A 25,541-nucleotide genomic window follows, 5' to 3' on the forward strand; every position below is an offset into this window, starting at 1 on the left:
GTGCCTACTTCGGCATCCAGGCCGGGCCGTCGAGCGTCCTCGGCAGCAGGAGACGCTGAAGAATCGCCGGTTGTTCGGCAGGTTTCGCTGGTCCCCGCAGGCGACCCCCCAGGTAGACACTGAACCCATGCGCATCGGAGTGGACACCGGCGGCACGTTCACCGACGTCGTCGCGATCGACGAGCGAACCGGCGAGATCTTCACGACCAAGACGCCCTCGACGCCCGCCAACCCGGCGGACGGCTTCATGGCCGGCATCGAGAAGGTGGGCGGCGGGCCGATCACCGGGCTCGTCCACGGGACGACCGTGGCGACCAACCAACTGCTCGAGGGCAGGATCGCCGACCTGGGCTTCGTGACGACCGAAGGGTTCGAGTTCATCCTGGAGATCGCCAGGCAGAGCGTGCCCGACGGCTACGGCAACTCCTACTTCTGGGTCAAACCGCCGAGGATCGTCCCCGTGCACAGGGTCAAGACGGTCGGCGGGCGGCTCGACCACCGGGGCGAGGAGGTCGGGCCGTTCGACGAACAGCAGGCGGCCCTGGTCGCCCGCTGGTTCAGGGAGCAGGGGATCACCGCCATCGGCGTGTGCTTCCTGCACTCCTACGCCAACCCCGCGCACGAGCTGCGCATGCGCGAGGTGCTCGAGAGGGAGCATCCCGAGGCGGTGGTGTCGCTGTCGAGCGACGTGCTTCGCGAGTACAGGGAGTACGAGCGGTCGGTCACCACGCTGGTCGACGCGGCGGTCAAGCCGACGATGCGGCGCTACATCGCCAACCTGTCCGAGCGGCTCGGCCTGCCGTACTCGGTGATGAAGTCGAACGGCGGCGTCCTGAGCGCCGCCGAGGTGGTGCACCAGCCGATCACCACCGTGCTGTCCGGGCCCGCGGCGGGCGCGCTGGGCGCGGCGCTGATCGCCTCCACCGCGGGGCGGCCCTCGGTGATCACGCTGGACGGCGGCGGCACCTCGACCGACGTGGCGGTGGTCGTGGAGGGCGAACCCTCGCTGACCACCGAGGGTTCGATCGGCCGCTACCCCTGCAAGATCCCCATGATCGACATCGTGACCGTGGGCGCGGGCGGCGGCTCCATCGCGTGGATCTCCCCCGAAGGGACGCTGAAGGTGGGCCCCAAGTCCGCCGGCGCCGACCCAGGCCCGCTCTGTTACGGCAGGGGCGGTGGCGACGTCACGGTCACCGACGCGCACGTCTTCCTCGGCCGCATCCCCCCGCACCTGCTCGGCGGGGAGATCCCGCTGGACCGCGAGGCCGCCACGCAGGGCATCGAGGCGCTGGCCGGCAAGCTCGGCCTCAGCCCCGAACGCGCCGCGACCGGCATCCTGGAGATCAGCGCGTTCAACCAGTGCAACGCGATCCGCCAGATCACCGTCAAACGCGGACTCGACGTGCGCGACTTCCCGCTCGTGACATTCGGCGGCTCGGGGCCGCTGCTGGCCTGCCGCCTCATCGACATCCTCGGGCTGCCCGCGGTGATCGTGCCGCCCGACCCCGGCAACGTCTCGGCGTTCGGGCTGCTCACCGTGGACGTCAAGAACGACTACGTCCGCACCTGCGTCACCCGCGAGCCCTCCGCCGACGTACTGGCCGGCATCCTCGCCGATCTGGAGGGCCAGGCGGTGGAGGCGCTCGACAGGGAGGGCTTCACCGCGCCCGTCTGCCAGCGCAGCGCCGACCTGCGCTACTACGGCCAGGCCTACGAGGTGCGCGTGCCCGCGCCCCCCGGGCCGCCCGACGCCGAGTGGCAGGCCGAGGTGGTCGCCCGCTTCCACGAGGCGCACGAGAAGCTCTACGGCTACGCCTACCGCGACGATCCCCGCCACGCGGTCGAATGGGTCAACCTGCGGGTGTCCGGCATCGGACCCATCACCCGCCCCACGATCCCGCCGCGGCCCGCTCGCAGCGGGCCCCTCGCCGAGCCCGCCGCCCGCCCCGTCTCCTTCGAGGACGACGGCTGGTCGTCGTGCCCCGTCCAGCCGCGCGCCACGCTGTTCGCGGGCGACGTGATCACCGGCCCGGCCGTCATCGAGGAGTACGGCTCGACGCTCCCGCTCCACCCCGGCTTCACCGCCGAGTGCGACGCCCACGGCAACCTGATCGTCCGCAAGGAAGGGACCGCCCAGTGACCGTCGACCCGATCCTCGTCGAGATCGTCGAGGGCACCCTCGCCTCCGTGGAGAAGGAGGTCGAGACCGCGATCGCGCGCACCGCGCGCTCCCCGATGATCCGCGACGCCCACGACTTCCGCGCCGGCATCCACGACGTCAGGCTGCGCAAGCTGACCGGGCGCTCCTACTCGGCGCTCGTCCAGCCGATCGTCCGCGACTTCCCCGTCGAGACCATGAACCCCGGCGACGTCTTCTTCCACAACGACGTCTACCTGTCCGAGGGCGGCATCGGTCACCTGCCCGACCTGTGCGTCACCGTCCCCGTCTTCCACGACGGCCAGGTCGTCGCGTTCGTGCAGGCCTTCGGCCACCACGACGACATCGGCGGCGCCGTACCGGGGAGCATGCCCTCCCACGCGCGCTCGGTCTTCGAGGAGGGGCTGATGGTCCCGCCGATCAAGCTGTGGGACCGCGGCGTGCCCAACGAGGCCGCGCTGCGGATCATGACCCGCAACTCCCGCATGCCCGACTCGCTCGCCGGCGACCTCGACGCCGAGTGCTCGGCCTGCCTGATGGGGGCGCGCAGGCTCGGAGAGCTGTTCGACAGGTACGGCAGAGCCGCGGTCGAGCAGTGCTTCGACGCGATCATCGACAACACGACCGAGACGTTCCGCAGGGAACTGCTGTCGAAGATCCCGCTCGGCACCTACGTCTGGGAGGACTACGCCGAGCACGACGGCGTCGACGAGCCCCGCCTGCACACCCAGCGGATCACGCTGACCAGGCTCGAAGACCGCCTGGTGATCGACTTCACCGGCACCTCGCCGCAGGCCAAGGGGCCGATCAACCACGCGGGCGACTACGCCGACGGGGTGTTCCTGAAGAAGTGGCTGGCCCCGATCCTGCGCAACCTGGCCGACACGCCCGCGCGGATGGCCGAACTGGACGTCAACGAGGGGGTCGTCCCGCTCATCGAGATGCGCTTCCCCGGCAAGGGGACGCTGCTGACGCCGATCTTCCCCGCCCCCACCAACGCCAGGACGTTCGTCATCCTGCGCCTGCTCGGCGTGCTGGCGGGGGTGCTGGCCAAGGCGACCGGCGGCAGGATGCCCGCCGACCAGGAGACGATCAGGTACACCGGCGTGTACGGCGAGGACGCGGACGGCGTGCCGTACCTGATGAGAGAGGTGCTCGGCGGCGGCTCGGGCGGGCGGTGGTACGCCGACGGCGAGGACACCATCCACGTCGTGCCCGACTCGCGCAACATCCCGGTGGAGTTCGCCGAGGCGCGCTGGCCGTTCAGGGTGGAGCGGCTCGGCCTGGCGGTCGATTCGGGCGGGCCCGGGCTGTTCAGGGGCGGGCTCGGCTACGACAAGCACATCAGGATGCTGCGCGACGCCTCCTACATGTCGATCGCGGACCGGTCGATCCTGTCGTGCTGGGGGGTCAACGGGGGGCTGGCGGGACGCCCGTTCACGGTCTCGGTGGCGGGGCGGGAGATGGAGGGCCTGGTCGACGACCACCCGGTGCGCGCCGGTGAGATCATCCGGATCCGCACGACGGGGGGCGGCGGCTGGGGCCCTCCCTACGACCGCGACCCGCTGACGGTCGCGGCGGACGTCCGCGACGGGAAGGTGTCGGTGGAGGGGGCCAGGCGGGACTACGGCGTGGTGCTGTCGGACGGCGTCGTGGACGAGGCGGCGACGTCGGCCCTGCGCGCGGGGCCGCGCGCCGAGCCGAGGCGCTTCTTCGACCGGGGGCCCGGATATCCCACGCTGGCGGACGGCCGCACCCACGCGGAGGTGGACGAACCCTAGCCTTGCCCGCGTCGGCCAACCCCCGTCGCGTGCCGGTCTTCTCACCCCCACAAGAGCTCAGCCGGTGACGATCAGTGGGGCCGTGCGGTGGGAATCCCTCCCCTCGAAAGAGGTCAGCCGGTGATGAGGGGTGGGGCCGTGCGGGTCCCAAGAGAGGTCAGCCCGGTGGCGACGAGTGGGGCCGTGCGCGTGGGGTTCTGGTCGTGAGGGCGGCGGCGAGGGCCGGGGTGTCATGATGGCGCACATTCCGGAGATGGAGGACGTTGTGCGCATTGCTCTGGCCGGGTTGGCCACCAGCCACCCCTACACCGACGCCCGCACCCTGGCCCGGCACGCCGAGCTCGTCGTATGGGAGCAGGACCCCGACCGGCTGCGGCGCTTCACCGACGAGCATCCCGGCGCCAAGGTGGCCGCCGGACTGGACGACCTGCTCGCAACCGGCCCCGACGGCGTCGTGCTCACCGTGCCGAACCCCCAGACCCCGGGCGCGCTGCGCGCCGTACTGGAAACCGGCGCCCCCGTGTTCGTGAACAAGCCCGCCGCCGCCACCCGCGCCCAGCTCGACGCCCTCGACCGCCTGGAGATCACCGACCGGGTGCTGTCGAGCTCGGTGCTCAGGTTCGCCCCCGCCTTCACCGCCGCCGAGGTCGATCCCGCGGCCGTCCTGTCCGTGCGCGCCACCGTCAGGCACGACGTCGGCCTCTGGGCGACCGGCTACAACCCGTGGCAGGACACCCCCGGCGAGGGCGGCGGCACCATGGTCACGATGGGCATCCACGGCGTCGAACTGCTCGTCGCCCTGCTCGGCCCCGACGTACGGCTGGCCGGAGCGGCGGGCGCCATCAGGCACTACGACGGCCTGCGCTCGGAGGACTGCGGCGTCATGGCGCTGCGCTGGGACAGCGGCGTCACCGGCGCCGTGGAGATCATCGGCGTCTCGGAGGCCGAGGCGTACACGGTGACCGTGCACACCCGCGAGGGCTCGCGGGACATCGTCATCGAGGGCGGCGACGACGTCCTGAAGGGGCTCGGCTACGAGGGCACCGTCGAGGCGTTCCTCGCGATGGTGGACGGCGCGCCGAGCCCCGTTCCGTGGGCCCAGACCAGGGCCGTCCTCGACGTGCTCGTCTCGGCCCGCGAGGCCGTACCGGCCTGACAGCTCCTCTCCCCATTGACAGGAAAAGACCCGCGAAGTTACGGTCTGGACCGTAAATGAGAGGAGTTCGGGGTGCGGACGGTAGTGGAGCTCGAAGAGCGGCTGGCGCGACCCAGTGAAGGACTCGTCGCCGACCTGGCCGGACTCGACGGCGACATCATGATCCTCGGCGCGGGCGGAAAGCTCGGCCCCAGCCTGGTCAGGCTGGCGCTCAACGCCACCAGGGGCGGCAGGCGGATCGTGGCCGTGTCGAGGTTCTCCGAGCCTGGCCTGGCCGACGCGCTCACCGAGGAGGGCGCCACGGTCGTCAGCGCCGACGTGGCCGACGAGCGGGCGCTGCGCGACCTGCCCGACGTGGAGAACGTGGTGTTCCTGGTCGGCGCGAAGTTCGGCACGCAGGGCGCCGAGCACGCCACCTGGTTCACCAACTCCTACCTGCCGGGGCGGGTCGCCGACCGGTTCAGGGACAGCAGGATCGCGGCGCTGTCGACCGGCAACGTCTACCCGCTGGTCCCGGTGACCGGCGGCGGCGCCACCGAGGAGACGCCCCCTGACCCGGTGGGGGAGTACGCGATGAGCTGCCTCGGCAGAGAGCGGGTGATGTCGCACTTCAGCGAGAAGTACGGCACGCGCCTGGCCCTCATCCGCCTCAACTACGCCGTCGAGATGCGCTACGGCGTGCTCGTCGACCTGGCGCAGAAGGTGCACGCGGGCGAGCCCGTGGACCTCTCGACCGGCATGGCCAACGTCGTGTGGCAGGGCTACGCCAACGAGGTGACGCTCCGCTCGCTGCTGCACGCGTCCGCGCCGCCGTTCGTGCTCAACCTGACCGGACCCGAGCTGATCTCGGTACGGCAGGCCGCGCTCGACCTCGGCAGGGCACTGGGCAAGCAGCCCGCGTTCACCGGCGAGGAGGCGCCCACCGCGCTGCTGTCCAACGCCGCCAGGTGTCACCGGCTGTTCGGCTACCCCGAGCTCACGCCCGCCGAGCTGATCGAGCTCACGGCCGCGTGGATCGCCGAGGGCGGCCCGCTGCTCGGCAGGCCGACGAAGTTCGAGCGCCGCGACGGCCGGTTCTGACCGCATGCTCATCGATCAAGGGGGAGGCGACGTGCTCGGCACGGCTCCAGAGGCTCACACGTCCGTGCGCGACCTGTTCAGACGCGGGCTGGTCATTCCCGCGCACCCGCTCGCGCTCGACGCCGGACGCAGGCTGGACGAGCGCCGCCAGCGGGCGCTGACCCGCTACTACGTGGACGCGGGCGCGGGCGGCCTGGCGGTGGGCGTGCACACCACGCAGTTCGCCATCCACGGCACCGAACTGCTGCCGCCCGTCCTGGAGCTGGCGGCCGAGACCGCCCGCGAGGCGGGCCGCGAGATCGTGCTGGTGGCGGGCGCGACGGGCCCGACCCACCAGGCGGTGGCGGAGGCGGAGCTGGCCAGGTCGCTCGGCTACCACATGGTGCTGCTCAGCCCCTACAGGGAGCTGGACGAGGACGCGCTGATCGAGCGCGCCCGCGCGGTCGGCGAGGTGCTGCCGGTCATCGGCTTCTACCTGCAGCCCGCGGTGGGCGGCCGCACGCTGTCACGCGAGTTCTGGACCGGGCTGGCGGCCGTCGAGTCGGTCGTCGGCATCAAGGTCGCGCCGTTCGACCGCTACCGCACGCTGGACGTGCTGCACGGCGTGGTCAGGGCGGGCAGGGCCGAGGAGGTGGCGCTCTACACGGGCAACGACGACCACATCCTGGCCGACCTCATCACCACCCACCGCGTCATCGTGGACGGCCGCCAGGTGGAGGTCGAGTTCGTCGGCGGGCTGCTCGGCCAGTGGGCGGTATGGGTGCGCAAGGCGGTCGAGCTGCTGGAGGAGGCCAAGCTGGCCCGCGCGGGCGACGACGCCGCCGTGCGCAGGCTGCTCGGGCTCGACGGCCACCTCACCGACGCCAACGCCGCCATCTTCGACTCCGCCAACGGCTTCCACGGCTGCATCCCCGGCATCCACGAGATCCTGCGCCGCCAGGGGCTGCTGGACGGCCGCTGGTGCCTCGACCCCGCCGAGGAGCTGTCGCCTGGACAGCTCGCCGAGATCGACCGCGTGTGGGCCGCCTACCCCTGGCTACGCGACGACGACTTCGTCGCCGAGGGCCTCGACCGGTGGCTCGCCTAGAGCGCGTCAGCCGGTAGGAGGGCCTGGACAGGTGGCCTGCCTAGAGCGTCAGCCGGTACAGGGTCAGCGGACGGCCGCTGGTCCCGCTGGTCAGGTTGCCAGTGCGCTCGGCCAGCCCCGCCAGCTCCAGCCGGTGCAGCATGCGGCGCGCCGTCCGCTGCTGCACCGCCAGCCGTTCGGCGATCTCCCTGGTGGTCAGCGGCTCGCCACCGGCCGCCTCGCGGGCCTCGAGCAGCTTCTCCAGCGTCGGCACCGACAGGCCCACCCGGCGCGCGATCACCGACAGGTTCTGCTCGCCCGCCGGGGTCGCGCTGACCGACTCCAGCACGATGTCGGTGTCGGCGCGCAGCGACAGCACGGCCGCCACCTCGCCGATGCGGCGGGCGCGGGCCAGCGCCCTGCGCGCCAGGCTCTCCGCCTCGGCGGCGCTGCGCCCCAGACCGAAGCCCACCCTCACGACCTGGTTGGGTACGGCGAGCCGCGCCAGCATCGGCAGCCCGGTGAAGTTGCCCGTGGCATCGGCCAGCGGCCCCCGCGTGGTGACGAGCAGATGGGTGCCGCCCCTGAAGGCGGCCAGCGTGCCGCCGAGCGCCGCCGCCTCGCGCAGCAGCCCCTCCTCGCTCCCGACCTCGATCAGGCCGAGCGCGATCTGCGCGTCCTCCTGCGCCTGGCCCTCCGCGGTCAGCAGGAGCTGGCGCAGCGCCACCCGCACCGAGTGCACCGACGGCGCCAGGCGCAGCACGTGCATGTCGTCGCGCAGCGCCTCGTGCACCGAGCTCAGGCAGGTGATCACCGCGTGGTCGCCGCCGCGCCGGTGGAAGGAGACCGCCTTCTTGGAGGTCATCTCGGGCCGGTAGGGGAGCGTGCGCACCTGGTCGGTGGGCAGCCCCGCCTCCTCGAACGTGGCGATGACGTCGGCGGCCGAGAGGGTGTCGATGGACAGGCGCGTGATGTCCTGGCCCTGGTGCTGGAGCCGTACCAGAGCGGTCAGCAGCGTCGCCCCGGAGTAGTCGACGAACGCGGCGGGCCTGGTGAGCGCGTCGGCGTCGCGGGCCAGCATGTACGGCACGATGCCGGTGAACAGCCAGCCCTCCACCGCGGCGGCGTGCGCCTCGACGATCGCGGGAGCCTGCGACTCGTGGTCGTAGTCGAGCCGCAGCGCGCTCACGCCCGGCTGCTCCTCGCAGGTGGCCGCGACGTCGTCGACCAGATCGTGCGGGCCGACGACCCCGATGACGATACCCACCCACGCCTCCCTGCGTTTCTACGGTTGCATTATTACGGTCAAGACCGAAAGGTTAACTCGTGACCCCGAAGTTTCCAACCATGGCAGACCCCGAGGGCCGCACGCTCGGCGACGAGGAGGTGGCCGCTCTCGAACGGGTGATCCGCTCGGGCATGCTCAACTCCGTCTGGGGGACCGAGGGCCGGGCGCTCGAGCGCGAGATGGCGGACCTGTACGGCTCCCGCCACGCGATCGCGTGCAGCTCCGGCACCGCGGCCCTCCATCTGTCGGTCGTGGCGGCGGCTCCCGACCCCGGAGACGAGATCATCGCCACGCCGATCACGGACTTCGGGACCGTGGCCCCCATCTTGGCGCAGAACGCGGTCCCTGTCTTCGCCGACGTGGACCCCGCTGACGGCAATCTCGACCCCGGCGCGGTGGCCGCGCTGATCGGGCCGCGCACCAGGGCCATCATGGCCGTCCACCTGTTCGGCGCCCCCGCGAAGGTCGACGAGCTGCGGGCGCTGGCCGACGAGCACGGCCTGATGCTGATCGAGGACACCGCCCAGGCCTGGCTCACCGAACTGCCCGGCGGGCGGTTCGCGGGCACCGTCGGCCAGGTCGGCGCCTTCAGCCTGCAGCAGTGGAAGCACATCACCTGCGGCGACGGCGGCCTGGTCATCACCCAGGACGACGCGCTGGCCCGCAGGATGCGCCTGTTCTCCGACAAGGGCTGGGACCGCGCCGCCGGACGCTCGCACGCCAGCCTCGGCCTCAACTACCGCATGACCGAGCTCCAGGCCGCCGTGGCCCGCGCCCAGCTGGCCAAGCTGCCGGGAGTCCTGGAGGCCAGGCGGCGCACCGCCGTACAGCTGCTGAAGGCCCTGCAGGGCCTGCCGGGAGTACGGCTGCCGCGCCCCGAGGGGCACGCCTGGTGGCTGTTCCCCCTCGTCCTGCCTGGCGGCGGGGCGGGGGAGCTGGCCGGGCAGCTGCGGGCGGCGGGGATTCCGGCACAGGCCGGTTACCTCGCCGAACCGCTGAACCGGGCGCCCGTCTGGAGCGGACCCATCTACGGCGGCTCGCCGTACCCGCTGGAGGGCTACGCGCCCAAAGCGTGCCCGGAGGCCGAGCGGCTGGTGGCCGAGACGCTGCTGGTCATCGACTGGAACGAGCACTACACCGACGAGCACGTCGCGCTCGTCGCCGAGCGGGTCACGGACTGGTCGTCGTCACGTTCGTGTATCGGGCATTGACCGGTCGTCTCCCCGCTCATTAGGTTTCGGTCAGGACCGGTATTCATGAAAGGAAGCCGCCGATGAGGAAGGTAGCGGCAGCCGGAATCGCGGCCGCCATGAGCGTCGTGATCGCCGGGTGCGGGTCCGGTGGCTCAGGCTCGTCGGACAAGAGCACGGTGACCCTCTGGATGTACCCCGTGATCGGGGACTCGGCCAAGAACCAGGCGTTCTGGGGCAAGGTCGAGAAGGACTTCGAGACCGCCAACCCCACGGTCGACGTCAAGATCGACCAGCAGCCCTGGGACGGCCGCCAGGAGAAGATCACAACGGCTCTCGCCTCCAGGACGGGCTTCGACCTGGTCGTGCTCGGACCCGACCAGATCCCGCAGTACGCCCAGCAGGGCACGCTCGAACCGGTGGACGACGTGATCGCCAAGGACAAGGCCGCCTACCTGCCCAACGCGCTCACCGCGCTGACGGTCGACGGCAAGCTCTACGGCGTCCCCATCTACCAGACGATCACCGCTCCCATCTACAACAAGAAGCTCTTCGCCGAGGCGGGCGTCACGGAGGTCCCCGACACCCTGGAGGAGCTGAAGGCGGCAGCGCCCAAGCTGGCCGCCAAGAAGATCGCCGTCCTCGACTACCCGGGCAAGCCCGAGATCTCGCTCAACCAGAGCTTCTACCCCATCCTGTGGGCCAACGGCGGCGCCGTCTTCGCCGCCGACGGCAAGACCGTCGCCTTCAACGGCCCCGAGGGCGTGGCGAGCCTGCAGTTCCTGCTCGACCTGAACGCCGCGGGCGGCCTGCCGGAGAACACCGCGAGCAAGGGCAACGACATCGAGGGCGGCACGCTGGCCGCGGGCAAGTCCGCGATGTACCACGCGGCCACCGCGCTCATGGCCACCCAGCTCGGCGCCGCGATCGGCGAGGAGAACGTGGGCGTCGGCCTGCCGCTCGAAGGCAGCAAGCGGGTCGCGTTCGGCATCCCCGGCGGGGTCGTGCTGGCCAAGCACTCCAAGAACCAGGAGGCGGCCAAGAAGGTCGCCGCCTACCTGTCCAGCCCAGCGGTGGCGGCCGAACTGGCCAAGGAGTCCGGCTTCTTCTCCGCGCGGACCGACGTGACGATCCCCGGCCAGAGCGAGGCGTCCAAGGAGTTCGCCAAGTCCCTGGAGTTCGCCTTCCCCGGCGACACCCACCCCAAGGCCCGCCAGGTGATGGCCATGATCGCCTCCCACATCCAGGCGGCGCTGCTGGGCAAGGAGGACGCCAAGACCGCCCTCGACGCGGCGGCGAAGGAGGCGAACGAGCTGCTGGCCAGCGGCAGCTGACACGGTGAGGGGCCTTCCCGAGGGAAGGCCCCGTTTTCCTGGAAAGGTGTGAACCCGGTGCGTCATCGCCTGCGTGACCCGGTCACGGGACTGCTGTTCGTCCTGCCCGTGCTCGTCCTCTTCCTGATCTTCCGGATCTTCCCCACGCTGGGCGCGGCGGGCATGAGCCTGACCAACTGGAACATCGGCGGGCAATGGGACGTCGTCGGCGCCGACAACTACGTCCGGCTGTGGAACGACCCGAACTTCTGGGCCAGCCTGCGCGTCACCCTGGTCTACTCGGCGATCTTCGTGCCGCTGACGGTAGCCGTCTCGCTCGGCACCGCGCTGCTCCTCAACGCGGTGATCTTCATGCGCGGCCTGTTCCGCAGCATGCTGTTTCTGCCGTACGTGACCAGCTTCGTGTTCGCGGGCATCATCTGGCGCTGGATCTACGAGTTCGACGGGCTGCTGAACGGCCTGCTCGCCAAGCTGGACCTCGGCCCGCTCCAGGTGCTGGAGGACTCGGCGCTGGTGCTGCCCGCGCTGGCGGTCGTCTCCTGCTGGAAGGGCTTCGGCTACTCGATGCTGATCCTGCTGGCGGGGCTGAAGGCCATCCCGGGCTCCTACCTGGAGGCCGCCACGGTCGACGGCGCCGGCCCGTGGCAGCGCTTCCGCAGCATCACGCTGCCGCTGCTCAAGCCCGCCCTGTTCTTCGTCCTCGTCATCGAGACGATCAGCTCGTTCCAGGTCTTCGACACCATCTACGTGATGACCGGCGGCGGGCCCGCCAAGGCCAGCTACACGCTCATCTACGGCATCTACGAGCGCGGCTTCAGGTTCTTCGAGTTCGGCTACGCCGCCACGTGGGGCATGGTGCTGTTCGTCATCGTGCTGGCCATCTCGCTCATCCAGCGCCGCTTCCTCGGCAGGGGGAACACATGACGCTCACCGCCACCCGCCCCGCCGCCACCACCGCCCCCGCCAGGGCGAAGCCCAGGCGGCCACGCGCGAGGTGGGCGCTGTTCGCGCTGCTCGCGCTCATGTCGCTGCTCACGGTCGCGCCCTTCATCGCGATGATCATCGTGGCGCTCAGCCCCAGGGGCGAACCCACCGTTCCCGTACGGTGGCCCGAGTCGCTGACCTTCGACAACATCACGCAGGTGCTGTCGGCGTCCGGGTTCGCCCAGTGGACGCTCAACTCGCTGATCTACTCGGCCGTCTCGGTGGTGGTCATCCTGGTCACCGCCTCGATGGCCGGATACGCCTTCGCCAAGAAGCGCTTCCCCGGCCGCGACGCCATGCTCTGGACGTTCCTCGCCACGATGATGGTGCCGTTCCAGGCGACGCTGATCCCCGTGTTCGTGCTCGTGTCCAACCTCGGCGGCGTCGACACCTTCTGGGGCCTCATCGTGCCGACCCTGGCCAACTCGCAGGCCGTCTTCCTGATGCGCCAGTTCATCCTCGGCCTGCCCGACGAACTGTTCGACGCGGCCAAGGTGGACGGCGCCTCCGAGCTGCGCGTCTACTGGACGATCGTCCTGCCGCTGACCAAACCGATCATGGCCACGCTGGGCGTGTTCGTGTTCCTGTGGCACTGGAACGACTTCCTGTGGCCGCTGGTCATGTCGCAGAGCGACGCGACCAGGACGCTGACGGTCGGCCTGACGATCCTGCGCACCGAGGAACTGCAGTGGTCGCTGGTCATGTCGTCGGCGGCCATCTCGGCCGTCCCCTGCCTGCTGGTGTTCTTCCTGCTGCAGCGGTACCTGGTCAACAGCATCGCGATGACCGGGCTGAAGTAGCTCCGGCCTTCACCGCGAAACGCCCGGAGTGGGAGCGATCACGCGGGAACGCCCTACGCTGGACGCCCCGAAACGTCCGGCGAGGGAGCGACCATGTGGGAACGCCGCGAAACATCCCGTGAGGCAGCGACCATGAGCACGGTGATCGACCCGCGGGCGGCCCGGCTGCGCGACCGCCTGCGCGGCGCGCTGGTGGCCGCCGCCGCGACCCCGATGACCCGCTCCGGCGAGGTGGACCCCGACCTCGCCGAACGCTACTACCGACGGCTCGTCGCCACCGGAGCCGACGCCCTCGCCGTGCTCGCCCACACCGGTCGCGGGCCGTACCTGCCCCCTGAGGTCAGGCGCGAGCTGATCGTGCGCGCCAGGCGCGCGGGCGTCCCCGTCGTCGTCGGCGTCGGCGGCTCCCCGGCCGCCCCCTCCGGTACGGCCCCGCACCCACGCGCCGCCCAGGCTCCGGGTCCCACGCCCCGGGAAGGCACGGGCATCGGGCCGGACCTCGCCCCGGACTCGGCCACCGGTCAGGAGCCGGGTCCCACGCCCGGGGAAGGCGCGAACCGGAAGTCGGGCGCCGTCTCGCATTCGGGCGTCGGCCGAGGCTCGGACCCTGGGCTTTGGGAGAGTGCGGGTGGTGCGGGACCACGGGAAGGCATGGATCGCGCGACACCCCCTGCGGCGGGCGAGGGGGCGGTCGAAAGGACCGTGGCGGACGCGCGGATGGCCGCCGAACTCGGCGCCGACGGCATCCTCGTGTTCCCCTCACCCGGCGACCGGCTGGCCGAGAACGACGCCGTGTGGCAGGCCACCGGACTGCCGATGATCGCCTTCGACCTGTACACCGCCCCGTGCCCGCCCGCCGTACTCACCGAGATCCTGCGCCACCCCGGCGTCGCGGGCCTCAAGACGGCGCTGCTGTCGGACGCCATGGGCTGCCAGGCGACGATCGCCATGACTCGCCAGGCGGGAAGGCTCGCGATCACTGGGGAGGACCGCATGTTCGGCCCCTCCCTGCTGTGGGGCGCCGAGGCCGCGCTCGTCGGCATCGCGGCGGCCTCGGTGGAGGCGACGGCCGCGGTGATGCGCGCCTTCGAGGGCGACGACCTGCGCGCCTTCGACAAGGCGTCGGCACGGCTCGACCGGCTGGCCACCGCGACGTTCACCGCGCCGATGGAAGGCTACGTCCAGCGCATGCTCTGGCTGGCCGCCGCCGAGGGGCTGATCCCCGAATCCCACGCCCACGACCCGTTCGGCCCTGACCTCCCCGAGACCGAACGCGCCGCCGTCCTCGCCGCTTCCGCCTGACAAGTAGTACCGCTGGTAGCATGGGTGGCATGAGTGAGCCTACTCAGAAGTATTCGATCACCATGCCGCGGGACGTCGCGGAAGCCGCACGTGCGCGCAGCGGCCCTTCCGGTCTGTCCGCCTACATCACCGCCGCCGTAGCCCGCCAGATCGAGCGGGACAACCTCAACGAACTCATCGCTGTCGCGGAGGCAGAACACGGTCCGATCACAGCAGAAGAGATCCAGGCGCGGCGGGAGCAGCTGCAGCGTGCCCGCGAGCAGCTGGGCTCGGGAACGGCCTCGGCGTGAAGCCGGTCCAGGCCACACCGGGTGGCACCCTCGTCCTGGACAGCGAAGGGCTCGCGAAGGCCGTACTCCGAGATCGGGAGCTGACCTCGTGGCTCGCCCTGGCCAAGGCGGACGACCTGCGCGTCATCACCAGCGCGGCCACCCTCGTCGAGGTGGTTCATCCGCGGATCAAGCAGCCCGCACTCGAATGGACCCTGTCCCGTGTCGTCGTGGAACCTGTCACGGAGCCCCTCGCGCGACAAGCGGCAGCGCTCCTTGCGAACGCGGGCCTGCACGGTCACAAGCACGCCATCGACGCCATGCTCTGTGCCACCGCTCTCGCCGCTCCAGGTCACGTCGTCGTGCTCACGTCTGACCCAGACGACCTCTCGGCGCTCTGCGGCGACCGGGCCGCCATCATCAAGATCTAGCTCTGAACGCCAGGTTTGGACGGCCAGCCCCCTGCATGAAGTTGGCCACGTTCGTGAGGCAATGGAAAGCGCATGCTCTGGCTGGCCGCCGCCGAAGGCCTGATTCCCACATCCCACGCCCACGACCCGTTCGGCCCTGACCTCCCCGAGACCGAACGCGCCACGGTGATCGCCGCATCCTCCTGAGCCGTTCAGGAACGACTCGTAGGCTCCATCAGGCCGGTATCAGGGAAAGGGGCGAAGATGTCGACTCAGGACGCAGCGGAGCCGACGGAGTTTCCGCACGTGATCGGCAATCCCGCCCGCCGCGCGCTGGCTCAGCACGGTTACACCCGATATGAGCAACTGACCAGCGTGACCGCTGCTGAGCTGCTGAAACTCCACGGGGTAGGACCCAAGGCCATCCGGATCCTCACGGAGGAACTGGCGGCCAGGGGCCTCGCCTTCGCCGGCACCTGAGCGTGTCCCGCCCCTGGCGGCCATGCGTTTCGGTCATCGGGCCCCTTGGGAATCGACGCCGTCGCGGCTCCTGGGTCGGCACGAGGATGGGCGCGTGGCGCGGTCGGTCCCGGTCGGGGGCAACCCCGTCGAGGTCGTCTTCCATGGGCTGGCCGCCTCAAGGTCTCCGTCAGCTGGAGGAGCTGGCAGATCCATGCCTCCAGGCTCGACGTGTCGGTCTTGTCCCGTCTTTGACGATCTCGGCCATGACAGTGCGGTTTCGGCTAGGTAGATCCCGGAAAGATTACGCACAGCAATGATCCGCTACTGACAGTTGTCAAGGAGGCTTGCCGTGATCAAATCAATCATCGCGATTCCGGTAATCGCCGCGGCAGCGGCCGTCATTCCCATGACGGCCAATGCGACCGTGGACCACCCGCCGGAGTTCCGGTTCGTCGAGATGACCGGGGCCCAGGAGGTTCCCGGTCCCGGCGATCCCGACGGTGTGGGGATCTTCGCCTGGAGGGCGACCGAGAGGTCGCTCTGCTACGTCATCACCGCCCACAACATCGACCCGGCGACCGCAGCGCACATCCACGAGGGCGCGGCAGGAGTGGCGGGTCCGATCGTGGTGGCGTTGAAGCCGCCCACCGAGGGCTTCGCCAGCGACTGCATCCGCGCCGTGCGGCGACAGAACCCCGACAATGCCGACACCACGCTGACCCGCGACGAGTTGAAGGCCATCGTCAAGAATCCGAGCCAGTTCTACACCAACGTCCACAACGCGGAGTTCCCGGATGGCGCCATCCGTGGCCAGCTCGCCGAGGAGGTCTAGAGGCGGCATCAGTGCGTGGCACTGAGAAAGGATGAGCACGGGCGTAGTAGAGAGCCGGTGACCTGTTCGCGACGGGTCACCGGCTCTCGCTCCTGGAGCTTGGCGGCACTCAGGAACCCCGGGCAACCGCCGGAGGAGCGGGCTTGGAACGGGAGAGGGCAGTCCCGGCCCACGGTCAGCTGTACGGCGAGATCGCGATCCGGACCAGGTTGCGCCCCTTGATGCCGTAGAGCGCCCGCTGCGAAGGGTCGATGTTGAGCTTCGACCCGCCGCCGAACCAGTCGCTCGCCAGTCCCGTCACGATCGTCTTCGCCGTCCACGACCTCAGGTTGATCCGGTAGACGGCGTCCACGTCGCTGGTGTACGCCGTGAACCCCGCGATGAGCAGGTCACCGCCCCTGCCGTTCACCTTGAGTGTGCGGGTGATCGCGCGGCGGCGCAGGTCGTACTCGAACAGCACGCCCGTGTTGGTGATCCCGTAGACCGCCAGGGGCGTGTGCTTGAGCCCCGTGATCGATGCGATGCCCGGCAGCGGCTCGATCTCCCACAGCTTCTCGCGCCTGCGCAGGTCGAAGGCGGCCAGGCGGGCCGTCGGCGTCACGGGAGGGGAGCCGAGGCCCTCCTGGGTGCTGGTGCCGAGGTAGACGACGCCGCGCAGCGCGGTCACCGAGGCGACGGTCTGGCGTTCCACGATCGGCCGGTAGGTGTCGACCTTGCCGCTGCGCGGGTCGTAGACGTCGAGGGCGCCGTTGGGGTGGCCGGGCTCGGACTGGGTGGGCATGACGATCAGGCCGGTGCGCCGGTCGTAGGTGAGGTCGCGCGGCCTGTCCTGGTTGTGTCCGGTGCGGAACAGCAGCTTGGCCTCGGGGTCGCCGATGCGGTGGGAGTAGAGCGCGGCCTGGGTGTAGACGCCCAGGTACGTGGTGTCCCTGACGGTGATCATGGTCTTCGGCTCGCCGGGGATGGAGAGCCTGGTGACCTTGCGGGTGGCCAGGTCGTGGATGTCGGCGCCGCTCTTGCCGCCGACGTAGACGTGCTCGCCGTCCGAGTGGACCGACATGGGGGCCTCGGCGGCGGCCCGGTAGCCGCGCTGCACGTGACTGAAATAGTCGATCTTGTTGGTGGTGGGGTCGTAGACGAAGACGCCGGGGTCCTGGATGCCGTAGATGCGCCCCTCGTGCTCCAGGATTCTGCTCGTCGCGGCCTCGAAGAACGGCACGCCGAGCACGTCGAGCCTGTCGGTGGCGATGTGGTAGCGGTAGAAGGTGCCGGACGGCCGTCCGGCGAAGTAGACCCAGCCGTCGTGGATGAGCACGGAGACGACGTACTTCTCGCCTGGCGCGGTCGCCTTGACGATCTTGTAGTTGGCCGGGTCGGCCTTCTCGACCACGACCAGTTCGGCCAGTGACAGCACGCCGCCCGCCACGTGCGTGTCCGAGCTCGCCATGCTCGACACCCAGTCGCGGTCGGCCAGTTCGGCGGGCAGCAGGTCGCGCTTCTCGCCGGTCTTCCTGTCGATGGCGATGAGGTGGGCGTTGGTGCCGACGCCCGCGTAGACGTGGTCGGCGTCGGCCTGGATGCTGCGCACGTACGCCTCGCCGGGCGCGGGCTGGCCGAGGTCGCGGCTGGCGCCCGTGGCGGGGTCGTACTCGACCACCCTGCCCGGCTCCGACATCCCCATGTAGACCTTGCCGTCGGGGGAGGCGGCCATCGTCCAGATGAAGTGGTCGGGGTATTCGGCGAGCTTGGTCGTCGTCCCCGTCAGCGTGTCGATCTTGTAGAGGTCGGACCTGGAGTGGGTGCCGACGTAGACGTCGGTGCCGACCTTGCACATGGCCCAGATGCCCACGCCGGTGGGGATCTCGAAGTGCCTGGTGATCGTGTCGGTGCCGAGGTCCCAGGCGCCCACGACGTTGGGCGACAGGCCCCGCGAGCCCAGGTAGAGCACATCGCCGACGAACTCGCCGTTGCCCAGCGGGCTGGCGACGCTCGCGGGACCGAGGTCGGTGAGGGTGCCCTCGGGCGGCCGGCTCGCGGCCGCCGCGGGGGTGGAAGGCAGGGTCGCAGCGGCGGCGGTGGACAGGGCAGCGGCCTGGAGGAATCGGCGGCGGGGGATCATACGCTCGCTCCCTTGTGAAGTTTTCGCCGCACGCTATAACGGCCTAGGCCGTAATGTCCAGACCGAAGAGTCGTACGGCATTGCGCCACGCCATGGCCTCGGCGACCGCAGGGGAGAGGTTCGCCGCCGCGACCGCCCCGAACGCCGAGGCGGGGTCGATGAGCGTGGAGTCGGTGCCGAACAGCAGCCGGTCCTGGTCGACGCCCGCCACCACCGCGGCGATCCGTCCCGCGGGCGCGTGGGAGTAGCACGGTTCGAGGTAGAGCCGGTCGCAGGCGGCCGCCGCCTCGATGGCGTGGCGGAAGCCGTCCGCCCCCATGTGCCCGGCGATCGCCCGCAGTCCCGGGGTGTCGAGGCACACCTGCGCCAGGTCGAGCACCGAACTACCCCAGGTGTGGACCAGGGCGGGCACGTCGCGGGAGGCCACCAGCGCCAGCGCCTCGCGCAACTGCGGAGAGGTCACGGGAGAGCCGGTGTAGTCGGTGTGGATCTTCACGCCGACGAAGCGCCCCGTGGGCAGGTACTCGTCGAGGTCGCGTTCGGCGTCGGCCAGGCGGCGCGGGTTGATCGTGACGTACCCGTAGTGCCGGTCGGTCCCGGCCAGCCAGGCGTCCAGCGCCCTGTTGCCGGACGCCGCGTCGTAGATGACCGCCTCGGTGGCCGACACGATCGACACGTCGATGCCGTAGCGGTCCATGGTGGCCCTGTTGGCCTCGGCCACGTCCATGGTGAAGAACCACGGGCCCCAGTGCGCGTGCACGTCGACGATCATCCGAGCAGCCTCCTCGCGTTGCCGCCCGCCACGGCGGCGATCTCATCGGGTTTCAGGCCGCTGGTCGCCAGCCGCAGCAGCGGGACGAGCGGTTCGTAGTGGGGGGTGCGGGAGCCGTACAGCAGCCGGTCCGCGGGGACGGACTCCAGTGCGTCGGGGGAGTTGAGCAGCCGCGTCGAGGTGTGGAAGCCCGGCTCGTCCGCAACGAGCACGAGGAAGTCGCCCAGGTGGTAGAAGTGCGTGTCGAGGAAGACGACCGTGGCGCCGAGCCCGGAGAACGGCTGCCAGAAGCGCCGCACGTCCCCGCCGGTCAGTACCACCAGGCCGAGCGCCGCCGCCCGCCTGGCGACGTGCCGCACGGAGGGGAAGCACGCCTCGACGCCCTGCTCGTCGGGGAAGAGCCTGACCGCCTTCACCCCGAGGGCGGCCAGCCGTTCCATCTCGCGCACCGAGCCGATGGGGTCGCGCAGGTCGAGCGCGCCCACCGGGACGGCGCCCTCCATGGCGAGCACCTCGGCGTTGCCCGAGCGCATATCGAACAGCGCGGCCCGCAACGACGCCACGGCCCCGGCCTGGATCCCGTGCTCGGCCAGCCGTCCCATGACCGCCTCAGGGGCGCCGGGCGGACCGTCCCTGTCGGGGTACGCGCCGACCAGCACGTCCACGTCGAGGGTCACCCTGAGCTCGCCGACCAGTTCGCGCGCGTCGAACGCCGTCACCATCGCCTCCATTGACTATTCGCGCCCAGAACATTACGGTCGGGGCCAAAATTGGGCAACAGTGGAGACGCTGTCAGGAAGGGGGCTGGCCATGCCGAAATTGTTGGACGCGCACCGCCTCATCGGGCCGGTGCCCTTCGACGACCTGCCGGAGGACCCGCGGCCCGAGATGGACCGCCTGGGCATCGACCGGGCCTGCGTGACCCACACGCTCAGCCTCTACTCCGACGCCCAGGCGGGCAACCAGGCGCTCTTCGCGCTCGACGACCCCCGGCTGGTCCCCGTGCCCGTCCTCGTCCCCGAGGCGTTCGCCGACCTGCCCGACTGGCGGGTCCCGATGATGCGGCTGTGCCCCGAACGGCACAGGTTCGACCTGACCGGGCCGGTCGCGCTGCGCTGGCTGGCCGAGCTCGGCACGATCGTCGCCGTCGACCTGGAGGAGACCTCGCCCGCCCAGTTGCTCACCCTCACCAGGCGGCTGCCCGGCCAGCGGATCCTGCTGCTCAACCCCGGCTACCGCAGGCTGCGCGCGATCGCCGAGCTGATGTCGGAGGCGCCCACCGTCTGGCTGGAGATGGGCACCGTCAACACCCAGCGCGCCGTCGAGTGGCTGGCCGAGCGCTTCGGCGCGCGCCGCCTGGTCTTCGGCACCGGCGCGCCGATCCTCGACGACTGCGGGCCCCGCTTCCTGCTCGACCACCTGGAGCTGCCCCGCGAGGACATCGCGCTCATCGCCACGGGAGGCGACCTGCTGTGATCCTCGACGCGCACGGCCACGTCGGCGCCTGGCCCGACTTCCTCATCCCCGACCCCACCGCCGAGGGTCTGGTCAGCCTCATGGACAAGCTCGGCATCGACGCCATGGGCATCAGCCACCTGCTCGGCGTCGGCCCCGACGCGGCCGCGGGCAACCGCCTGGCCTTCGAGATCGCCGAGCGGCACCCGGGCAGGTTCGGCGTCTGGCAGGTCTACAACCCCCACCACCGCACCCCGCTCGTCACCGAGGGCGTGTGGGGCGTCAAGATCCATCCCGACGTGCACCAGTGCCCGCTCGACGACCTGCGCTACGAGCCGGTGTGGGAGCTCGGCCTGCCGGTCCTGGCCCACGGGCAGACCGACTCCCCGTGGAGCGACCCCGCCCGGTTCGCGGTCGTGGCCGGCCGTCATCCCGGCGTGCCGCTGCTCATGGGACACACCGGGCTCTGGCCGTACGGCTTCGCCCGCGCCGCCCGCCTGGCGGCCGACCACCCGAACCTCTACCTGGAGACGTGCGGCTCGAAGATGACCGGCCGCTGGATCGCCAGGCTGGCCGAGCTGGCAGGCGCGGACCGGGTCGTGTTCGGCTCCGACTCCTGCTTCCTCGACCTGCGCGCCGGATACGGCCGCGTCGCCCTCGCGCCGCTCGCCGACGCCGACAGGGCGCTCATCCAGGGCGGCAACCTCGTCCGCATCCTTGGAGGTCTCGTGTGACCCTCGCCATCCACGGCGGCGCCCCCGTCCGCTCCACCCCGTGGCCCTCCTGGCCGCCGCCCATGGACGACGCGCAGCGCAAGCTGGTCACCGGCGTGCTGGAGAGCGGCCTGTGGGGCGCCACCCAGGGCGGCTCGGTCGTCGCCGACCTGACCGAGGCATTCGCCGCCCGCTCCGGCGTGCCGTACGGCGTGGCGGTGGGCAACGCCACGCTCGGCCTGTTCGCGGCGCTGCGCGGCCTCGGTGTCGGGCCCGGCGACGAGGTGATCGTGCCCGCCTACACCTTCGTCGCCTCGGCCACCTCGGTCCTGCTCACCGGCGCGACCCCCGTCATCGTCGACGTCGACCCGGTGGACCTGCACCTGTCGGCGGCGGCCACCGAGGCGGCGATCACCTCGAAGACCGTCGCGATCATGCCGGTCCACCTGGCGGGCAGTCCCGCCAACATGGACGCGTTCAACGCACTGGCCGCCCGCTACGGCCTGGTCGTCGTGGAGGACGCCGCCCAGGCCCACGGCGCCGCCTATCACGACCGCCCCGTCGGCGGCCTCGGCGACGCGGGCGTCTACAGCTTCCAGGCCAGCAAGGCGATGACCGCGGGGGAGGGCGGCCTGATCGTCTGCCGCGACGAGTCCGCCTACGAGGCGATCTGGTCGGTCTGCAACCTCGGCCGCAAGCTCGGCGGCCAGTGGTACGGTCACCCGACCGTCGGATGGAACCTGCGGCTGACCGAGATCCAGGCGGCCCTGCTGCTGCCGTGGCTCGACCGGCTGGAGGCCGAGATCGACCGGCGGGAGGCGTTCTGCGCCGCCCTCGACCTCGGCGACCTGCCGGTGCGTGCCGTACCGCGGCCGGAGGGGACCACCCGCGACTCGCGGCACCTGCTGATGCTCCGCTTCGAGCAGCCGGTCGACCGGGCCTTCCTGCTGGCGGCGATGGCGGCCGAGGGCGTGCCGCTGGACGCCGGGTACCCGCCGCTGGGCACGATGAGCGCGCTCACCGAGGCCGGCGCCCGCGCGCAGCCGTGCCCCGCCACACAGTCGGCCGCCGAGAGCGTCGTGTGGGTGCGCCAGTCGATGCTCATGGACGACCCCGCGCGCGCCGCGGACATCGCCGAGGCGCTCGCCAAGGTGCTGAAAGCCTGACCCTCCGGCGCGCCCGCCCACCTCAACGCCGTCGACCCGGCGACGGGCGCGGAGGTCGCCCGCGTCGACCTCGAGGGCGCCGCCGGGTCGTCGGATTCGCCAAGAAGCGCGGCCTGATCTTCTCCAACCCGACAACCGGGTTGAAGGGCCGCCCGGCGGACTTCGCCCTGCTCCCGATGGCCGATGAGGAGATTCGGGCCATCGAGCAACAGGTCGATGACCTCGCCGGACGAGTCATCATCGCCCTGGCCGCCGAGAACGCCACCCGCATCGGAGCCATCCGCCACCTGACGCTCGACGACCTCGACCTGGCTAACCGGCGAATCACCCTCGCCGGCCGCCGCCAGCGACTCGGCGACCTCAGCCATCGGGTACTCCGCCGCTGGCTCCGCCACCGTCGCGCCACCTGGCCGCACACCAACAACCCACACGTCCTCATCAGCGACAAGACCGCCCACGGCACCGGTCCGATCAGCCAACAATTCGTGACGGTGCGGATGAACCACATCGGATGCAGCGTCGACCGGATACGCAAGGACCGCATCCTCCACGAAGCTCTCGCCGGAGGGGCGGACCCGCTTCACCTGTCGCTGGTCTTCGGGATCTCCCACAGCACCGCCGCCAGATACTCCGCCGTCGCCGAGCACCTACTCGCCGACGAGCTCGATCAGGCACCCCAACTATGATCCTTTGGGTCATGACACCGGGTCTCCGATTTATCTTGCCTTATTGAACGTTCTGGCTGGTCGGCACGCTGATGCTCCGGGCCGCAGCCCACGCGAGCACCTGTGTCGCCAATCCAGCATGATCTGCGCCGACGGCCTGGAACACGGTCGTGATCAGCTCCCGGCCTTGCTCCGCGTCCGCCAGCGCGTCGTCGATCCACTCCTGCGGCGCGCCGCGCTCCTGCAGCCGGCGTTTCCGCTCGTCATCGGGGCAGTCCAGCAGGGCCCAGTGGATCGGCCCGTCCCATCGCACGAACGCGGGCACCTCGATGGCGTCGGGGATCGGACACATCAGCAGCACGGGATGACCAGCCCGGCGCACCATGGTCACGATGCGTCGCCACATCCGGTCGTAGGCCGGCCAAATCGGCGCTGCCTCCGGCTCCGCAATGGGCACACCGATCAGCTCGCCGTCCTCGAGTAGCTCGTCCATATCCATCACGACCAGCCCGTCCACCGCCTGGAGGAGGTGCGGTAGCAATGTCGTCTTGCCCGCGCCAGGCGCCCCCGCGAGCAGGTACAGGGGTGCATAAGTGCCCTTGAGACGATCTCCCATCCAGCCGATGGTAGCTAGCCGGACGTTGACTGCCATCTGGTTAAAGGACGGCCGGGATGCTGTAGGCGCGGGGAGAGATCCGCGCGACCACAGAGACTTCATCCCCCGGGTTCCTCACATGACTAACGTGCCTAACAACCCCCGAGTACTGGTCAGGCACGTTCGCGGACCGTTCACTTGCCCTACATGCCTCACGGCGGGCGCGCCACCGAAGCTGATCCGACGAACTCCCCGCATTTTCAGATCTCACCAACCAAACTTGCGGCTGTTCCCGATGAATACGCCTCAGTGTGGCTGAACTCACTGCGGACTGCCGGTAAGAATCGTGTCACCAGCCCCAAACGAGCGGGCGCTGGTACGGCTGGCGCCAGCCGTACCGTCAGATCCTCAACTGTGATCTTGTACAGAATCGATCGTCACGGACACCGGCTCTTACAGCGACATCGTGTTCGGGCTGCTGACCCTGGCCGGCTACAGCTACGCGCCTCAGCTGGCCGACCTGCCGGATCAGAAGATGTGGCGCACCCACAAGACGGCCGACTACGGGCCGTTCAACGACGTCGCCCGCGGCCGGATCAACCTCGCGAAGATCGAGCGGCACTGGGAGGACATCCTGCGGATCATCGGCTCCATCCACACCGGCGCCGTCCGCGCGCACGACGTGATCCGCATGCTGAGCCGCGACGGCAGCCCCACCCAGCTCGGCGACGCGATCGCCCACTACGGGCGGATCTCCAAGTCCCTGCACATCCTGCGCCTGGCCGACGAGCCCGACTACCGGCGGCAGATCAAGGCCTGCGAGTAGGAGCGGTACGGTGAACCGGGGTTACTGTCACATTTGTTGACGGTGCTCCATGATGGAGGCTCGCACCCGGCCTGACCTGATGTTGCCGGGAGGGGGGGACAACCGAGGTTGAAGGCCCATCGATGGCGGGACCGGTGTTGACCGCTGAGCAGAGGGCGCTGGCCTTGCTCAAGGCCGCGCAAGCGCGGACGGCGCGCAGCGAGCTGTTGGCCAAGGTCCGAGCCGGGACGGTCACCGCGGCGGAGGTGTTCGCCATGGCGCGCGACGATGATCTCGTCAAGAGGACGAGGGTCTCTCAGGTGCTGCGGGCGGTACCCGGTTGTGGGCCGGCCCGGGTCGCCGCGGTGATGGCGACGTGCGGGGTCGAGACGAAGCGACGTGTCGGCAGCCTGGGAGAAGCGCAGCGCGAGCGGAGCTCACCGCACTCGAGCGCTGGTGAGCGCGTGTCCCTCGGAGGTGGCGCCGGCCTGCTGCGGTGAATCGCTCTAGGCCGACGATCGCGGCTGGCCTTACGGTGTGGCCATGAGCGAGGACAAGCCGGAGTTCGGGTTCGGGGCGGCCGGTCGGCCGTTGTGGACGGTGCGCGATCGTGACGCTGAGGCCATCCGGGCCGTGCTGCGAGCGGCAGGACGGGTTTGTCGTGGAGGGCGACGGCGCGCCGTTCGTGATCGCCTACACCGGCGATGCCCAGGCCTGCGCTGGGGAACTGGCCCGGTATGAGGACGCACTGCTCACGGCCGGGTACCGGGTCGAGCTCGACCCCGTCGACGACCAGGTGCTACAGGTGTGGCCGCCCTCGTGACGGTGTGGGTCGGGGCGCGGATCAGGGTGTGGGTCACCGGCTGGTGGTAAGCGCGGCGAAGTCGGCGTGGGCGGCCTGGACGGCTTCAGGGTAGGCCTGCCGTTTGTCGTGCTCGGCCATGGCCCGGTAGATGCTGGCTACGCTGGGGCTGCGGCCTTTGCGTTTGCCGGTGGCGATGATCAGGTCGGGCTGGATCTGTTCGACGGACTCGCCGTTCGCGCGGCGGCGCAGCACGGTGTGCAGCATGTCGTGGTGATGGCCGGCGGGCGGCCGCCGTGCTTGCCCTTTCGGGCGGTGGCGTCGAGGCCTTCGA

27 protein-coding genes are annotated in these 25,541 nt (G+C 70.6%); 21 read left to right on the forward strand and 6 right to left on the reverse strand.

Translation table 11 applies throughout. The features are described 5' to 3' along the window. The first annotated feature begins 127 nt into the window (after positions 1-127). The 5 genes from ACFXJ8_RS10560 (at position 128) to ACFXJ8_RS10580 (ending at position 7,265) form a co-directional block, all read left to right on the forward strand. Entirely contained in the window at positions 128-2,143 is a 2,016-nt protein-coding gene (locus tag ACFXJ8_RS10560; protein WP_379643588.1) for a hydantoinase/oxoprolinase family protein, read from the forward strand. Beyond that, a complete protein-coding gene (locus ACFXJ8_RS10565) occupies positions 2,140-3,942 on the forward strand; it encodes a hydantoinase B/oxoprolinase family protein (protein WP_379643589.1) in 1,803 nt (600 codons plus the stop codon). The genes ACFXJ8_RS10560 and ACFXJ8_RS10565 overlap by 4 nt, the downstream gene beginning before the upstream one ends. A gap of 265 nt (positions 3,943-4,207) precedes the next feature. Further along, complete coding sequence (locus ACFXJ8_RS10570) at positions 4,208-5,098, forward strand: Gfo/Idh/MocA family protein (protein WP_379643590.1); 891 nt, start codon at positions 4,208-4,210, stop codon at positions 5,096-5,098. Positions 5,099-5,170: 72 nt separating this feature from the next. Further along, positions 5,171-6,178 carry an NAD-dependent epimerase/dehydratase family protein gene (locus tag ACFXJ8_RS10575; protein WP_379643591.1) on the forward strand — a complete coding sequence of 336 codons (1,008 nt, stop codon included), beginning with the start codon at positions 5,171-5,173 and terminating at the stop codon, positions 6,176-6,178. Between the two features lie 4 nt (positions 6,179-6,182). Then, the gene (locus ACFXJ8_RS10580) at positions 6,183-7,265 is read left to right on the forward strand and encodes a dihydrodipicolinate synthase family protein (RefSeq protein WP_379643592.1); all 1,083 of its coding nucleotides are present in this window, start codon (positions 6,183-6,185) and stop codon (positions 7,263-7,265) included. A 40-nt stretch (positions 7,266-7,305) separates the two neighbouring features. Here the strand turns inward: ACFXJ8_RS10580 and ACFXJ8_RS10585 are convergent, their stop codons facing one another. Then, positions 7,306-8,511 (reverse strand): hypothetical protein, encoded by a 1,206-nt coding sequence (locus ACFXJ8_RS10585; RefSeq protein ID WP_379643593.1) that lies wholly within the window; start codon positions 8,509-8,511, stop codon positions 7,306-7,308. An 80-nt stretch (positions 8,512-8,591) separates the two neighbouring features. On the opposite strand from ACFXJ8_RS10585, the gene ACFXJ8_RS10590 reads away from it, so the two are divergent. From ACFXJ8_RS10590 to ACFXJ8_RS10630, 9 genes are all read left to right on the forward strand, one after another. Further along, positions 8,592-9,743, forward strand: a complete 1,152-nt coding sequence (locus ACFXJ8_RS10590; RefSeq protein ID WP_379643594.1) for a DegT/DnrJ/EryC1/StrS family aminotransferase — start codon at positions 8,592-8,594, stop codon at positions 9,741-9,743. A 62-nt stretch (positions 9,744-9,805) separates the two neighbouring features. After that, the gene (locus ACFXJ8_RS10595; protein ID WP_379643595.1) at positions 9,806-11,056 is read left to right on the forward strand and encodes an ABC transporter substrate-binding protein; all 1,251 of its coding nucleotides are present in this window, start codon (positions 9,806-9,808) and stop codon (positions 11,054-11,056) included. 57 nt (positions 11,057-11,113) lie between these two features. Then, positions 11,114-11,980: a carbohydrate ABC transporter permease gene (locus tag ACFXJ8_RS10600; RefSeq protein WP_379643596.1), complete on the forward strand. Its 867-nt coding sequence runs from the start codon at positions 11,114-11,116 to the stop codon at positions 11,978-11,980. Continuing rightward, complete coding sequence (locus ACFXJ8_RS10605; RefSeq protein WP_379643597.1) at positions 11,977-12,840, forward strand: carbohydrate ABC transporter permease; 864 nt, start codon at positions 11,977-11,979, stop codon at positions 12,838-12,840. Before ACFXJ8_RS10600 ends, ACFXJ8_RS10605 begins: the two co-directional genes overlap by 4 nt. A 132-nt stretch (positions 12,841-12,972) precedes the next feature. Continuing rightward, a complete protein-coding gene (locus ACFXJ8_RS10610; RefSeq protein WP_379643598.1) occupies positions 12,973-14,142 on the forward strand; it encodes a dihydrodipicolinate synthase family protein in 1,170 nt (389 codons plus the stop codon). Between the two features lie 29 nt (positions 14,143-14,171). Next, positions 14,172-14,432, forward strand: a complete 261-nt coding sequence (locus tag ACFXJ8_RS10615) for a CopG family transcriptional regulator (RefSeq protein WP_379643599.1) — start codon at positions 14,172-14,174, stop codon at positions 14,430-14,432. After that, positions 14,429-14,842, forward strand: coding sequence for a PIN domain-containing protein (locus tag ACFXJ8_RS10620; RefSeq protein ID WP_379643600.1), 414 nt, complete (start codon positions 14,429-14,431; stop codon positions 14,840-14,842). Before ACFXJ8_RS10615 ends, ACFXJ8_RS10620 begins: the two co-directional genes overlap by 4 nt. Positions 14,843-15,085: 243 nt before the next feature. After that, a complete protein-coding gene (locus tag ACFXJ8_RS10625; RefSeq protein ID WP_379643601.1) occupies positions 15,086-15,301 on the forward strand; it encodes a hypothetical protein in 216 nt (71 codons plus the stop codon). A 331-nt stretch (positions 15,302-15,632) separates the two neighbouring features. Next, positions 15,633-16,115: a CHRD domain-containing protein gene (locus ACFXJ8_RS10630; protein ID WP_379643602.1), complete on the forward strand. Its 483-nt coding sequence runs from the start codon at positions 15,633-15,635 to the stop codon at positions 16,113-16,115. 175 nt (positions 16,116-16,290) lie between these two features. Here ACFXJ8_RS10630 and ACFXJ8_RS10635 read toward each other — a convergent pair whose 3' ends face one another. From ACFXJ8_RS10635 to ACFXJ8_RS10645, 3 genes are read right to left on the reverse strand one after another with little or no spacing between them, the layout of a single operon-like run. After that, positions 16,291-18,234, reverse strand: coding sequence for a hypothetical protein (locus tag ACFXJ8_RS10635; RefSeq protein ID WP_379643603.1), 1,944 nt, complete (start codon positions 18,232-18,234; stop codon positions 16,291-16,293). Positions 18,235-18,277: 43 nt separating this feature from the next. Then, positions 18,278-19,006, reverse strand: a complete 729-nt coding sequence (locus ACFXJ8_RS10640; RefSeq protein WP_379643604.1) for an amidohydrolase family protein — start codon at positions 19,004-19,006, stop codon at positions 18,278-18,280. Continuing rightward, positions 19,003-19,725, reverse strand: coding sequence for an amidohydrolase family protein (locus tag ACFXJ8_RS10645; protein ID WP_379643605.1), 723 nt, complete (start codon positions 19,723-19,725; stop codon positions 19,003-19,005). Before ACFXJ8_RS10645 ends, ACFXJ8_RS10640 begins: the two co-directional genes overlap by 4 nt. A 91-nt stretch (positions 19,726-19,816) precedes the next feature. Here ACFXJ8_RS10645 and ACFXJ8_RS10650 point away from each other — a divergent pair, with 91 nt between their 5' ends. The 4 genes from ACFXJ8_RS10650 to ACFXJ8_RS10665 all read left to right on the forward strand — a co-directional run bounded on the left by ACFXJ8_RS10650 (position 19,817) and on the right by ACFXJ8_RS10665 (position 23,026). Further along, on the forward strand, positions 19,817-20,482 hold the full coding sequence (locus ACFXJ8_RS10650) for an amidohydrolase family protein (RefSeq protein ID WP_379643606.1): 666 nt from the start codon (positions 19,817-19,819) through the stop codon (positions 20,480-20,482). Next, positions 20,479-21,195 (forward strand): amidohydrolase family protein, encoded by a 717-nt coding sequence (locus ACFXJ8_RS10655; protein WP_379643607.1) that lies wholly within the window; start codon positions 20,479-20,481, stop codon positions 21,193-21,195. Before ACFXJ8_RS10650 ends, ACFXJ8_RS10655 begins: the two co-directional genes overlap by 4 nt. Next, positions 21,192-22,340, forward strand: coding sequence for a DegT/DnrJ/EryC1/StrS family aminotransferase (locus ACFXJ8_RS10660; protein ID WP_379643608.1), 1,149 nt, complete (start codon positions 21,192-21,194; stop codon positions 22,338-22,340). The genes ACFXJ8_RS10655 and ACFXJ8_RS10660 overlap by 4 nt, the downstream gene beginning before the upstream one ends. Before the next feature lie 176 nt (positions 22,341-22,516). Next, the gene (locus ACFXJ8_RS10665) at positions 22,517-23,026 is read left to right on the forward strand and encodes a hypothetical protein (RefSeq protein ID WP_379643609.1); all 510 of its coding nucleotides are present in this window, start codon (positions 22,517-22,519) and stop codon (positions 23,024-23,026) included. 40 nt (positions 23,027-23,066) lie between these two features. Here the strand turns inward: ACFXJ8_RS10665 and ACFXJ8_RS10670 are convergent, their stop codons facing one another. After that, positions 23,067-23,621, reverse strand: coding sequence for an AAA family ATPase (locus ACFXJ8_RS10670; protein ID WP_379643610.1), 555 nt, complete (start codon positions 23,619-23,621; stop codon positions 23,067-23,069). Positions 23,622-24,033: 412 nt separating this feature from the next. Here ACFXJ8_RS10670 and ACFXJ8_RS10675 point away from each other — a divergent pair, with 412 nt between their 5' ends. The 3 genes from ACFXJ8_RS10675 (at position 24,034) to ACFXJ8_RS10685 (ending at position 25,228) form a co-directional block, all read left to right on the forward strand. Beyond that, positions 24,034-24,426: a Tn3 family transposase gene (locus ACFXJ8_RS10675; protein ID WP_379643804.1), complete on the forward strand. Its 393-nt coding sequence runs from the start codon at positions 24,034-24,036 to the stop codon at positions 24,424-24,426. Between the two features lie 122 nt (positions 24,427-24,548). Next, a complete protein-coding gene (gene mihF / locus ACFXJ8_RS10680; protein WP_379643611.1) occupies positions 24,549-24,905 on the forward strand; it encodes an integration host factor, actinobacterial type in 357 nt (118 codons plus the stop codon). A 110-nt stretch (positions 24,906-25,015) separates the two neighbouring features. Continuing rightward, positions 25,016-25,228, forward strand: coding sequence for a hypothetical protein (locus ACFXJ8_RS10685; protein WP_379643612.1), 213 nt, complete (start codon positions 25,016-25,018; stop codon positions 25,226-25,228). Between the two features lie 33 nt (positions 25,229-25,261). Here ACFXJ8_RS10685 and ACFXJ8_RS10690 read toward each other — a convergent pair whose 3' ends face one another. Then, positions 25,262-25,474 carry a hypothetical protein gene (locus tag ACFXJ8_RS10690; RefSeq protein WP_379643613.1) on the reverse strand — a complete coding sequence of 71 codons (213 nt, stop codon included), beginning with the start codon at positions 25,472-25,474 and terminating at the stop codon, positions 25,262-25,264. Positions 25,475-25,541 lie beyond the last annotated feature (67 nt).

The sequence above is a fragment of the Nonomuraea sp. NPDC059194 genome (assembly GCF_042754765.1).
Taxonomy (GTDB): Bacteria; Actinomycetota; Actinomycetes; order Streptosporangiales; family Streptosporangiaceae; genus Nonomuraea.